14 protein-coding genes are annotated in these 11,702 nt (G+C 42.2%); 2 read left to right on the top strand and 12 right to left on the bottom strand.

The genetic code is table 11. The annotated features are described in order from the left end of the window. The 9 genes from Xind_RS01985 to fkpA form a co-directional block, all read right to left on the bottom strand. Positions 1–126 (bottom strand): GTP-binding protein (locus Xind_RS01985; RefSeq protein ID WP_230333040.1); only part of this gene is annotated, 126 nt, incomplete at its 3' end. A gap of 71 nt (positions 127–197) precedes the next feature. Further along, positions 198–2,306: an elongation factor G gene (gene fusA, locus Xind_RS01980; protein WP_047680824.1), complete on the bottom strand. Its 2,109-nt coding sequence runs from the start codon at positions 2,304–2,306 to the stop codon at positions 198–200. A 105-nt stretch (positions 2,307–2,411) separates the two neighbouring features. Further along, the gene (gene rpsG / locus Xind_RS01975; RefSeq protein ID WP_038269448.1) at positions 2,412–2,882 is read right to left on the bottom strand and encodes a 30S ribosomal protein S7; all 471 of its coding nucleotides are present in this window, start codon (positions 2,880–2,882) and stop codon (positions 2,412–2,414) included. A gap of 98 nt (positions 2,883–2,980) precedes the next feature. Further along, positions 2,981–3,355 carry a 30S ribosomal protein S12 gene (gene rpsL, locus Xind_RS01970; protein ID WP_038269449.1) on the bottom strand — a complete coding sequence of 125 codons (375 nt, stop codon included), beginning with the start codon at positions 3,353–3,355 and terminating at the stop codon, positions 2,981–2,983. A gap of 217 nt (positions 3,356–3,572) precedes the next feature. After that, a complete protein-coding gene (tusB, locus tag Xind_RS01965) occupies positions 3,573–3,860 on the bottom strand; it encodes a sulfurtransferase complex subunit TusB (RefSeq protein ID WP_047680821.1) in 288 nt (95 codons plus the stop codon). 19 nt (positions 3,861–3,879) lie between these two features. Next, a complete protein-coding gene (gene tusC, locus Xind_RS01960; protein WP_047680818.1) occupies positions 3,880–4,239 on the bottom strand; it encodes a sulfurtransferase complex subunit TusC in 360 nt (119 codons plus the stop codon). A gap of 31 nt (positions 4,240–4,270) precedes the next feature. After that, a complete protein-coding gene (gene tusD / locus Xind_RS01955; protein WP_047680816.1) occupies positions 4,271–4,666 on the bottom strand; it encodes a sulfurtransferase complex subunit TusD in 396 nt (131 codons plus the stop codon). Then, positions 4,666–5,403, bottom strand: a complete 738-nt coding sequence (locus Xind_RS01950; protein ID WP_047680813.1) for a helix-turn-helix transcriptional regulator — start codon at positions 5,401–5,403, stop codon at positions 4,666–4,668. The genes tusD and Xind_RS01950 overlap by 1 nt, the downstream gene beginning before the upstream one ends. Before the next feature lie 379 nt (positions 5,404–5,782). After that, on the bottom strand, positions 5,783–6,547 hold the full coding sequence (gene fkpA, locus Xind_RS01945; RefSeq protein WP_052189469.1) for an FKBP-type peptidyl-prolyl cis-trans isomerase: 765 nt from the start codon (positions 6,545–6,547) through the stop codon (positions 5,783–5,785). A gap of 344 nt (positions 6,548–6,891) precedes the next feature. Here fkpA and Xind_RS01940 point away from each other — a divergent pair, with 344 nt between their 5' ends. Next, positions 6,892–7,110 (top strand): SlyX family protein, encoded by a 219-nt coding sequence (locus tag Xind_RS01940; RefSeq protein ID WP_047680810.1) that lies wholly within the window; start codon positions 6,892–6,894, stop codon positions 7,108–7,110. A gap of 120 nt (positions 7,111–7,230) precedes the next feature. Here Xind_RS01940 and slyD read toward each other — a convergent pair whose 3' ends face one another. Beyond that, complete coding sequence (gene slyD, locus Xind_RS01935; protein WP_047680807.1) at positions 7,231–7,767, bottom strand: peptidylprolyl isomerase; 537 nt, start codon at positions 7,765–7,767, stop codon at positions 7,231–7,233. Between the two features lie 139 nt (positions 7,768–7,906). Further along, a complete protein-coding gene (locus tag Xind_RS01930; RefSeq protein WP_047680805.1) occupies positions 7,907–8,110 on the bottom strand; it encodes a YheV family putative zinc ribbon protein in 204 nt (67 codons plus the stop codon). 224 nt (positions 8,111–8,334) lie between these two features. On the opposite strand from Xind_RS01930, the gene Xind_RS01925 reads away from it, so the two are divergent. Next, entirely contained in the window at positions 8,335–10,287 is a 1,953-nt protein-coding gene (locus tag Xind_RS01925; protein ID WP_187649364.1) for an ABC transporter ATP-binding protein, read from the top strand. Between the two features lie 353 nt (positions 10,288–10,640). Here the strand turns inward: Xind_RS01925 and Xind_RS01920 are convergent, their stop codons facing one another. Then, the gene (locus tag Xind_RS01920; protein WP_187649363.1) at positions 10,641–11,531 is read right to left on the bottom strand and encodes a LysR family transcriptional regulator; all 891 of its coding nucleotides are present in this window, start codon (positions 11,529–11,531) and stop codon (positions 10,641–10,643) included. Between the last annotated feature and the right edge of the window lie 171 nt (positions 11,532–11,702).

Raw genomic sequence — 11,702 nt, 5'->3', positions numbered from 1 at the left:
ACCGCCGTAAGTTTTCGCCAAAACGGTAGTGATTGCAGCAGTCAGGGTAGTTTTACCGTGGTCAACGTGGCCGATAGTACCAACGTTAACGTGCGGTTTGGAACGTTCAAACTTTTCTTTAGACACGACTCTATTCCTTAATACCGCTCCCCCGTCATAAATGATGAGGGAGCTAAAAAGATAGTAAACTCGAAAAATTATCTAGATTTACGAGCTTCGATAATAGCCTGAGCGACGTTGCTCGGCGCTTCGTTGTACTTCAAGAACTCCATGGAGTAAGAAGCACGACCTTGGGTCTGAGAACGCAGGTCAGTAGCATAACCAAACATTTCAGACAATGGTACTTGAGCACGAACAATTTTGCCCGTAGCTACATCATCCATACCATCGATCATACCACGGCGACGGTTCAAGTCACCGATGACGTCACCCATGTAGTCTTCTGGTGTTTCCACTTCAACTTTCATGATAGGTTCCAGCAGAACTGGTTTCGCTTTCATGAAGCCTTCTTTAAATGCCATGGATGCAGCAATTTTAAAGGCGATTTCTGAGGAGTCAACGTCATGGTAAGAACCATCGAACAGGGCAACTTTAACGTCAACAATTGGGTAACCAGCCAGAACACCGCTCTTCAGCTGTTCCTGAACGCCTTTGTCGACGCCTGGAATGTATTCTTTAGGAACAACACCACCAACGATTTCGTTCGCGAATTCGTAACCAGCGCCACCCGCTTCCAGAGGTTCGATACGCAGCCATACATGACCATACTGACCACGACCACCTGACTGTTTAGCGTGTTTACCTTCCTGCTCAACAGAAGCACGGATAGTTTCACGGTAAGCAACCTGAGGTTTACCCACGTTCGCTTCAACGTTAAATTCACGACGCATACGGTCAACCAATACGTCGAGGTGAAGTTCACCCATACCGGCAATGATAGTCTGACCAGACTCTTCATCACTGCTCACGCGGAATGATGGATCTTCCTGAGCCAGACGGCCTAAAGCGATACCCATTTTTTCTTGGTCAGCTTTAGTTTTTGGCTCGATAGCAACAGAGATAACTGGCTCTGGGAATTCCATGCGCTCCAGGATAATTGGTGCGTTCAGGTCACAGAGAGTATCACCTGTAGTGACATCTTTCAGGCCGATAGCAGCTGCGATGTCGCCTGCACGGACTTCTTTGATTTCTTCACGTTTGTTAGCATGCATCTGAACGATACGGCCAAAACGTTCTTTTTTGTCTTTAACCGGGTTCAGTACAGTGTCACCGGAGTTAACAACACCAGAGTAAACACGGAAGAACGTCAGGTTACCCACGAATGGGTCGGTAGCGATTTTGAACGCCAGAGCAGAGAATGGCTCGTCATCGCTAGAATGACGTTCTGCTGGAGTATCTTTACCGTCTGGCAGCATACCTTTGATGGATTCAACATCAGTTGGTGCTGGCAGATATTCGACAACTGCATCCAGCATTGCCTGAACACCTTTGTTCTTAAATGCAGAACCACAGGTAACCAGGATAATTTCGTTAGCCAGAACACGCTTACGCAGAGCTGCCTTAATTTCTTCTTCAGTCAGCTCTTCACCGCCCAGGTATTTATCCATCAGCTCTTCTGATGCTTCTGCTGCGGATTCAATCAGGTTCTGATGCCATTCCTGAGCCTGCTCAAGCATGTCAGCCGGGATATCTTCGTATTCGAAGGTAATACCCTGATCTTCGTCGTTCCAGTTGATTGCTTTCATTTTCAGCAAATCAACAACACCGGTGAAGGAATCTTCTGCACCGATTGCCAATTGCAGAGGAACAGGGTTAGCAGCCAGACGAGTTTTGATCTGTTCAACAACGCGCAGGAAGTTCGCTCCCATACGGTCCATTTTGTTAACGAACGCGATACGTGGAACGTTATATTTATTCGCCTGACGCCATACAGTTTCAGACTGTGGCTGAACACCACCAACTGCACAGTAAACCATTACTGCACCGTCAAGAACACGCATAGAACGTTCTACTTCAATAGTGAAGTCAACGTGGCCTGGGGTGTCGATGATGTTGATACGGTGTGGCTCATACTGTTTAGCCATACCAGACCAGAATGCGGTAGTCGCAGCAGACGTGATGGTAATACCACGTTCTTGCTCCTGTTCCATCCAGTCCATAGTAGCAGCGCCATCATGAACTTCACCGATCTTATGGCTTACACCAGTGTAGAACAGAATACGTTCGGTGGTAGTGGTTTTACCCGCGTCAATGTGCGCGCTGATACCGATATTACGGTAACGAGTTATAGGGGTTTTACGAGCCATTTTTTCCTCTCTCGTGGGCGTTCAATATTCGTTCAATATTAGAGAACGGGTAGCTAAGCAGCTACCCAGAACATATTCACTGCCGATGGTATAACAAAAAATGGATTACCAACGGTAATGTGCGAACGCCTTGTTAGCTTCTGCCATACGGTGAACGTCTTCACGTTTCTTAACAGCAGCGCCTTTGTTTTCAGCCGCATCAGATAATTCATTCGCCAGGCGCAGAGCCATCGACTTATCACCGCGTTTACGAGCAGCATCAACGATCCACCGCATTGCCAATGCATTACGACGAACCGGACGAACTTCAACTGGAACCTGGTAGGTAGAACCACCTACACGACGGGATTTAACTTCCACAGTCGGGCGCACATTATCCAGTGCCAGCTCGAATGCTTCCAGATGATCTTTACCAGAACGCTGAGCCAGGGTCTCAAGCGCACCATATACAATTGCTTCTGCGACAGACTTCTTACCGTCTACCATCAGGATATTTACAAATTTTGCCAGCAGTTCAGATCCGAACTTTGGATCTGGCAGAATTTTACGTTGACCAATTACACGACGACGTGGCATGGAAATACTCCGTTTCGAATTTCAGGGTTGTCCAAAACTCTACGAGTTTATTCTGACATTAAAGTAAAAAATGTTTGGCCTTACTTAACGGAGAACCATTAAGCCTTCGGCTTCTTCACACCGTACTTAGAACGACCTTGTTTACGGTCTTTAACACCGGAACAGTCCAGTGCACCGCGAACAGTGTGGTAACGCACACCTGGCAAGTCTTTAACACGACCGCCACGGATCAGGATTACGGAGTGTTCCTGCAGGTTGTGGCCTTCACCACCGATATAGGAAGTCACTTCGAAACCGTTAGTCAAACGAACACGGCATACTTTACGCAGTGCTGAGTTTGGTTTTTTTGGAGTAGTCGTATATACACGAGTACATACACCACGTTTTTGCGGGCAAGCTTCCAGAGCAGGAACGTTGCTTTTCACAACTTTCGAGCTACGAGATTTGCGAACCAGCTGGTTAATAGTTGCCATTATTAAAAAAGCTCCTGGTTTTTTGCTTCGTAAACACGGATTTTACCCTCTGTCAGTCATGATGACAAAACGAGAGGACGCGGAATTTTATTGCTGACTTGACGAGGTGTCAAGAAATATACAGCCTTTCTATGGTCGGCGTCGTCAAAGAGTTAGCAAGTCATTTATTGCTGGCTGAATACTACAGGCAGTATCTTCGGACAAAATACAGAAATATCTACCAACTGAAACTTTGCTGGTGTTTCACCGTTAAGCTAACAAAACCGTTATAATTTACCACCTGTACACGATCTGAAACTTGCTTAACAAGCCCTCGTGCCTCCAGATCATCCTGCAAAGCATAGATACCGGCTCCTGTGCGGATCAACTCAGCTAAATAGCGATTACCATTCACACTGAGCAATACCCCATTCTGAATCAGCAGAACATCATCCACATCAGTGATCAAGCCAAGTATTGCATTGAAGTCATCCTGGTAAGGTGAGCATTTAACAGTATATAACATGTTATCTCTCCAAAATAGATTAAAATTTCAACACAATATCATAGCCTGATAACATTTGCCGAATGGCCACAGCGGAGAGAAACTCGGCCTCCAGAATAAAATGACTTTCCGGGTTAAATCCTCTAACCATCAGGTCTTCAAGGCAAATATAATACTTATCAATATCATACAGAGATAAAATCTTAAATGTTGAAATGTAGTCACGTGACAGAATTTTATCTGGTTGCTGATCGGACAGTAGCTGGAATACTCCATCAGAAATAAAGAATACCCCCATCTGCTCTGTTAATGCTGATGTTGCGAGTAGAGCATCCAGCCCTTCTCTACCAGCAGAAGACCCATGGGGAGCTTCAGTAAAAACGAAGGCGATTTTTTTCATTATTACCCTCAATATCCTTTTGCCTATGCCCCTAAAACTGTACCACGCGATCACATAGCATCATGGCCTCAGCCAGAGAACCAAGGCCACTGAGTTCAAACCCATTGGCCAGATTCGCAGCATCCAGATTCAGTTCATTTGCCTGTTGTTCATCTACAACACCACGTCGCAACGCTGCCGCAACACAAATGGATAAATTAAACTGGTGCTGAGCAGCCAATGATTGCCAAGCTCTGACGAGATCAAATTCATCATTAGCAGGCGCTAGCAGCCGATTGCCATTCTGAACGCCGTCACGATAAAAAAATATGCTATGCAATTTATGGCCAGAAGCAATAAGCGCCTGAGCAAATTGATAAGCACTACTGGCTTGCTGAGTTCCATATGCTGGCCCGGTCACCAGAAGACAATAAGACAGTGGCGACATTACTTCTCCAGACTCGTACATTCACCACTTTTAAACTGGCGAATATAAAGGTATACCGTATGTTTGGAGATATTCAGTCGATCAGCAACCTGATTAATAGCATCTTTAATATCAAAAATACCTTTCTCATAAAGATTCAGGACAACCTGCCTGTTTTTCGCATTATTGGAAACATTGCGATCAGCATTTACCTCTTCAATAGTATATTCCAGAGTCTGAGCAACCAGATCATCCACAGAAGAAGCAAAATTGACGTTTGAAGAGACTTCGTGAGTTTTTTCCGGAATAAAAGTCTGAATAATTTCAGAAAAAGGAACATCCAGATTCATATTAATACACAAAAGCCCAATCACTCGACGCTGACGATTACGAATCGCAATCGTAACAGATTTCATCAATGCGCCACTTTTCGCCCGTGTGAAATAGGCCCTGGAAACACTGGCATCTTCATCCGTCATATCGTGCAGCATTCGTAATGCCAGATCAGTAATGGGAGAACCAATTTTACGGCCCGTATGTTCGCCATTAGCTATTCTGACAGCTGAACATTTAAGGTCTTCCAGTGAATGAAGAACAATTTCACAATGCCCACCAATCAGCATAGCCAGGCCATCAACAGCAGCTTCATAAGACTTTAAAATTTCATGATCCGTTTCACTGAACGGTTGGTTTTCCAGTAAATCAATATCGCTGTTATCACCAGATATTTTATCACCGGATAATAGTGGGGTAGACATGTAATACACCATCCTTCAAGCTTAGACTTCACCTCACCAAAAGCATCAGAGTGAGATTTATTATAACCGCAATTTAACAGAAAACATTCCAAAAACGCTGTATTCTATCCAGAATAATGACGTTAAAACTACATTAAATTGCCGTCAAGACCTTGCTGAATAGACTGCCAGAGGTTATCACAGCGTTTATGTTCAAATGTACCTGATATATGAGAAAATTATTCTATTTAATATTGTATAAAATAATAATTGGAAAAATTCATTCTCTATATTTACGTTTATTACTTACTAAATTTACTAAATCGAAGTAAATATTAGTATAACAAAACAGGGACCTGATAGCCCCTGTTATAAAATCATGTATTAATTACGATGAAAATTATTTTGCTTTCGCGTTAGGTTTAATATCCAACAATTCAATTTCAAAGACTAAAGTTGAGTTAGCTGGAATTTCTTGCACGCCATTTTTGCCATAAGCCAACTCAGGTAGGATGACTAATTTCATTTTTCCACCTTTTTTCAGATGCTGAAGACCTTCTTTCCAGCCCTGAATCACTTTATCCAGAGGAATCGACAGAGGCTCTTTGCGTTCATAGGAGCTATCAAACACTTTCCCATCAATCAAACTTCCTTTGTAATTCACAACTACGGTATCGCTTGTTGCAGGTGTTTTACCACTTCCTTCCCGCTCAATTTTATACAGAAGACCAGATTTCGTTTTTACAACTCCCGCCTCCTTAGCAAACTGCTCCCGGAATTTATCCCCTTTCTCACTATTTTCACTGGCCTCTTTCTCCAGCTTGGCCTGTAAAGAAGCTCTAATTTTGGCATCAAACTCACTAAGGACTTGCTGAATTTCTGTGTCATTCAGTTTACTTTTGTTATTGACGGCATCTTCAAAACCAACCAAAAGCTGAGACTTATCAATATCAATACCTAGCGCTTTCTGTTCGTCCAAAGATTTTTCCATATAGTGACCGATGGAAGCTCCCAATGCATAAGAATCCTGCTGTTCTACTGTCTTAAAAGCCTTATTCAGTTTCACTTCATCGCTGGTTTTTGTTTCAGCAGCCATTGTATACGGTGCACTGAATGCCATTGCCAGTGTAGTTGCCAGTAAGGTTGTTTTTAACAATGATTTCATCTTATTCTCCAATAAATTTGACTGAGTTTGCCGTCAGCAAAAATCATGCAACCACATGTACTATAACTGCCTACAAAAACCAATAACAATATTTGCTATACGCCGCCCTGAAAAATATTGAAACAATCTTGAAGTAACTCATTGAACAAAAAGCTTTCCTATTCTCCACTTTCTCTCCATTTTACTTTTCAACTTCACCAAAATTTTCACCTTCACCAAAAGATTTAGACATTAAGGTTTCTCTATTAGGCTTTGGGCATGAGGCTTCAAGTATTATAGTATCGATTTAAATACAATAATCATTCCGTCGAGTAATGACATGATTAAAGACAGGAGAAAAAGTGATGGTATTATCCAGCCTTGAGCAGAGATTTGAGCAACTGGAAACTAAACTGGCCTATCAGGAATTTACCATTGAAGCGTTGAATCAAGAAGTCAGAAAACAGCAAGTAGAAATGGATAAACTAAAAGAACAGCTAAAATTAATGGCCGAACGACTTAAAACTCATCAGTCATCAATTATTGCACCACTTTCAGAAGAAACGCCCCCACCCCATTACTGAAAACAGAACCACTGAAGCCGATTCCGGCTATCCGATCGGGGGAATCGTCTGCCAGGGAAGGCCAAAAGATCGACAAAAAGAGAAGCTAGCCAGCTTCCCTTTTTTCAGCTAACCCGCTGATTAATGGCAACCACCGCCACAACAGCTATGACCTTCATGATCATGATGGTGATCGTGATCACCGCAACCATCCTGTCCATGTACGTGACCATGAGCCAGTTCTTCTTCTGTCGCCTCACGAATTGCTACAATTTCAACGTTAAATTTCAGGTTCTGACCAGCCAACATGTGGTTACCATCAACAACAACTTCATCACCTTCTAAAGCGGTGATTTCAACAGGCACAGGCCCCATATCGGTATCCGCCAGGAAACGCATACCAACCTGCAACTCTTCTACACCAACAAAAACATCTTTTGATACGCGCTGAACTAAGTTCTCATCATACTGACCATACGCATCATTTGCTTCAACGCTAACATCAAAACGTTCACCAGCCTCACGACCTTCCAGCGCTTTTTCCAAGCCGCTAATCAGGGAACCACGGCCATGGAGATAGTCTAACGGTGCGCTCACCGGAGACTCATCAACTAAAACACCATCTTCTGCTCTTACTTGATAAGCCAAGCTGACCACCAAATCTTTTGCTACTTTCATGACATCTCCTACGATACCCAGGAAAAAACGTGGGAAAAATGGTTACGACTAAAAAAATGCCGCTGATTGTACCGGAATTCTACTTCACTGTACCTAGTGATGGGAAAATTTATCCGTTACCCATTGTAATTACATTGAGTTATTGAGGTGTAAAAATGCCGATAACTTGTTCCTGCTTTCTGACATGAGACGTTACAGCCTCATCAGTTTGCCGCTGAAGATGTCCACAGTGAACACACTCGACAATATCAACTCTGTTTTCCTGCCACATTGCCAAAGTATCCTGTGACTGACACTTTGGGCACACAGCACCTGCTATAAAACGTTTACGACTCACTGACATATTTACCCCCATTGCTGTTCATGCCTGATGCGGATGAATCCCTAACCTGATTAATGTTTTACGCAGTCGTTTCACTTCGCTCATATCACCCTGTTAGATGACAATAACATCAGTTCCCTCCCAGGACGTGTCAGACCGCCTATTTTCCGCTACCATGCACGCCAAGCTATCAAAACGAATATATATAATGTCATTAACTTAACATATCCCATACAGACAACATCATGATTGTTTTTTCTTCTCTGCAAATCCGTCGTGGCATTCGCGTCCTACTGGATAATGCCAACGCAACCATCAATCCCGGCCAAAAAGTGGGATTAGTTGGTAAAAATGGTTGTGGTAAATCAACCCTACTCTCATTACTGAAAGGTGAACTACAAACTGAAAGTGGCTCTGTAACATTTCCCAACAATTGGGCTTTAGCTTGGGTGAATCAGGAAACGCCAGCTCTGGAGATTTCGGCTCTGGAATATGTGATCGATGGTGATCGTGAATTCCGCCAACTGGAACAGAAACTGCGAATTGCCAACGAACAGAATGATGGTCATGCCATTGCACACCTTCACGGCTTGCTCGATACTATTCAGGCATGGACAATTCGTGCCCGTGCATCCAGTTTACTGCATGGGCTGGGATTCTCTCAGGCCCAACTGGAGCAACCTGTCCGTTCATTTTCCGGTGGCTGGCGTATGCGACTTAATCTGGCTCAGGCGCTGATTTGTCGTTCTGAGCTATTGTTGCTCGATGAACCCACCAACCATCTTGATCTGGATGCTGTAATCTGGCTCGAAAAATGGCTGAAAAACTATACAGGTACTTTAATCCTGATATCGCACGATAGAGATTTCCTCGATCCAATCATTGATAAAGTCCTGCACATTGAACAGCAGAGCTTATTTGAATACACGGGCAATTACTCTTCTTTTGAACGGCAACGAGCAGCCAAACTCGCCCAACAACAAGCTACATACCAAAGCCAGCAAGAAAAAGTAGCGCATTTGCAAAGCTACATTGATCGTTTTCGTGCGAAAGCTTCCAAGGCAAAACAAGCTCAAAGCCGAATCAAAATGCTGGAGCGAATGGAGTTGATTGCGCCTGCTCATGTTGATAACCCATTCCGTTTCAGTTTCCGCCAGCCAGACAGCCTGCCAAATCCACTATTAATTATGGAAAAAGTCAGTGCCGGATATGAAGATAAAACGGTACTGAACTCAATCAAATTAAATTTGGTTCCGGGCTCACGAATTGGCTTGTTGGGTCGTAACGGTGCGGGTAAATCAACCCTGATAAAATTACTGGCAGGGGAACTCATTCCACAACAAGGGGAGATTTCCTTAGCCAAGGGCATCAAGCTAGGATATTTTGCACAACATCAGTTGGAATACCTTCGCGCAGATGAATCTCCTTTACAACATTTAGCCAAACTTGCTCCTCAGGAAACAGAACAACAGTTAAGAGATTATCTTGGTGGTTTTGGTTTCAAAGGTGACCAAGTGACCGATCCAACTGTGCGTTTCTCAGGAGGAGAAAAAGCCCGATTGGTGCTGGCGCTGATTGTCTGGCAACGTCCGAACCTTCTGTTGTTGGATGAACCGACCAACCACCTTGATCTCGACATGAGACAAGCATTGACTGAAGCCCTGATCGATTTCGATGGCGCTCTTGTCGTGGTATCGCACGACAGACACTTATTGCGTTCCACGACAGATGAACTCTATCTGGTACATGATGGCAAAGTAGAACCTTTCAAAGGTGATTTGGAAGATTACCAACAATGGCTGACAGAATTACAACGTCAACAGTGGCGTGAAAATCAGGAAAAGGAAAAAACAGCTCCCGGTATAGATAATTCTGTAAATAACATTCAAAATTACAGTGCACAAGAACGCAAAGATCAAAAACGGCGTGAAGCAGAATTCCGTAGCCAAACGCAACCATTGCGTAAACAACTCACAGTGCTCGAAAAAGAGATGGAAAATTTAAGTACAAACTTGGCAAGTTTAGAAGAAAAACTTTCAGATAACACAATATATGAAAGTGAGCGTAAAACTGAATTAACGGAATGCTTGCATCAACAAATAAAGACTAAATCCAGACTGGAAGATATTGAAATGGAATGGTTAGATATTCAAGAGCAACTTGAAAAAATGACAGAAACATTTAACATCAATCAGTAAGTTTATTACCATTCAATTATTTCCAGGCAATGATTACCGGATGTTTTAATTCAATACCCGGTAATCATACTTTATATCGCAAGCCCCCTAAACTGACTATGTATTCCCAATACATATTATGTGCACAAATAATAAAAGGAGTTCATCTAAAATGAATTATCTTACTGACCTTAAAAATGATAACTCATTTAATTAAAAAGTATTTCTATAATTGTAAGACATCAGTAATTCTAATAAACATTCTATGTTCCTTAACGAAAACGGCCTTATCATTTATGATTTAAATCTGATTTCATAACAGAATATATTAAGTATAACAATAGAATAATTCACTGATCACTTATAAAATTATTTTACAGATTGGCCACCAATGCAGAAAAACTTTCGGCATCATCAATCAAATCATCATCTATTGACTTGCCCCATACTACACCTAAATCTATCTTCTTATCAGTTTCAATAATTTCTAACAAATTCATATAATAATCAGGAATTGCAGCAATCATCCTTTTAGGTACACAGGCATAAGTACCACTCTTTGTAATCATCTCCATAATTAACATGATATCATTTGTTTTTAATAACAAACTCATATTATCACCAGTATAAACAGGAAAGACATTCAGACAATCATTCAGGTCAATCACCTCTTTTTTTCCCGACGAACTGCTCAGAAAATTCTTATGCTTAGACTTGCTGTTTTCTGTTCTAAATTTAGATATCAATTGACTCCTTTTTCTAAAGATATAAACCAATTTTTCAGTAAAAGTTTTTTTCGGCTCTAACTGTGTCACAGCCACCAATGGCACTACAGCTACATGGAGCATTCCCACATTCAACAAACTAATCTGCTGCTCAACTGACAATCCTGTCATCAAAGCCAGCACAACATTCCCTTTCTTCCCTGCAAGCTGCTTTTCTATTTGCGAATAGTTATGAGTGGAAAAACAGGAACCAACATATAGGTGCCTGACAAGTTCCCTTTTTGAATCAGACTGTACCTGACTTTTAAACTGTTCATAATGCATTAAAAACTTCCTGGCATTTTCCAACGTCTTCTGCCCAAAATCTGTTAATCTTGTTCCACTTGGCCCCCTTCTGAATAATGAAGCCCCCAGAATACCTTCCAGACCATGTATTTTTTTCGTCAAAGCAGGCTGAGAAAGGTAAAGTTTCTCTGAAGCCTTATGATAATTAAGAGTCTCAGCCAAAACGATGAAAGCTTCAAGATTGCGTATATCCATGTTCTTTCGCCCAATGGTTGTGAATAAAAACAAAACATTACAGATTCATGGTGATAGCATTTTAACTTAGCGTTTCGCCAAAGGTTTTATCGAGACTACTGGTCAAAATGTTAACCAGTGAAATGTTAGTTAATTAATAAGGATACAATTAGCAAAAGATTTACTATAGTG

Source organism: Xenorhabdus indica, from assembly GCF_014467235.1.
Classification (GTDB): Bacteria; Pseudomonadota; Gammaproteobacteria; order Enterobacterales; family Enterobacteriaceae; genus Xenorhabdus; species Xenorhabdus indica.
This window is presented reverse-complemented; position numbering and strand designations above follow the sequence as displayed.

Bases quoted from the DNA above. Each gene is read 5' to 3' on its own strand.
- fusA (WP_047680824.1), bottom strand. From the start codon at position 2,306: ATGGCTCGTAAAACCCCTATAACTCGTTACCGTAATATCGGTATCAGC.
- rpsG (WP_038269448.1), bottom strand. From the start codon at position 2,882: ATGCCACGTCGTCGTGTAATTGGTCAACGTAAAATTCTGCCAGATCCA.
- rpsL (WP_038269449.1), bottom strand. From the start codon at position 3,355: ATGGCAACTATTAACCAGCTGGTTCGCAAATCTCGTAGCTCGAAAGTT.
- tusB (WP_047680821.1), bottom strand. From the start codon at position 3,860: ATGTTATATACTGTTAAATGCTCACCTTACCAGGATGACTTCAATGCA.
- tusC (WP_047680818.1), bottom strand. From the start codon at position 4,239: ATGAAAAAAATCGCCTTCGTTTTTACTGAAGCTCCCCATGGGTCTTCT.
- tusD (WP_047680816.1), bottom strand. From the start codon at position 4,666: ATGTCGCCACTGTCTTATTGTCTTCTGGTGACCGGGCCAGCATATGGA.
- Xind_RS01950 (WP_047680813.1), bottom strand. From the start codon at position 5,403: ATGTCTACCCCACTATTATCCGGTGATAAAATATCTGGTGATAACAGC.
- fkpA (WP_052189469.1), bottom strand. From the start codon at position 6,547: ATGAAATCATTGTTAAAAACAACCTTACTGGCAACTACACTGGCAATG.
- Xind_RS01940 (WP_047680810.1), top strand. From the start codon at position 6,892: ATGGTATTATCCAGCCTTGAGCAGAGATTTGAGCAACTGGAAACTAAA.
- slyD (WP_047680807.1), bottom strand. From the start codon at position 7,767: ATGAAAGTAGCAAAAGATTTGGTGGTCAGCTTGGCTTATCAAGTAAGA.
- Xind_RS01930 (WP_047680805.1), bottom strand. From the start codon at position 8,110: ATGTCAGTGAGTCGTAAACGTTTTATAGCAGGTGCTGTGTGCCCAAAG.
- Xind_RS01925 (WP_187649364.1), top strand. From the start codon at position 8,335: ATGATTGTTTTTTCTTCTCTGCAAATCCGTCGTGGCATTCGCGTCCTA.
- Xind_RS01920 (WP_187649363.1), bottom strand. From the start codon at position 11,531: ATGGATATACGCAATCTTGAAGCTTTCATCGTTTTGGCTGAGACTCTT.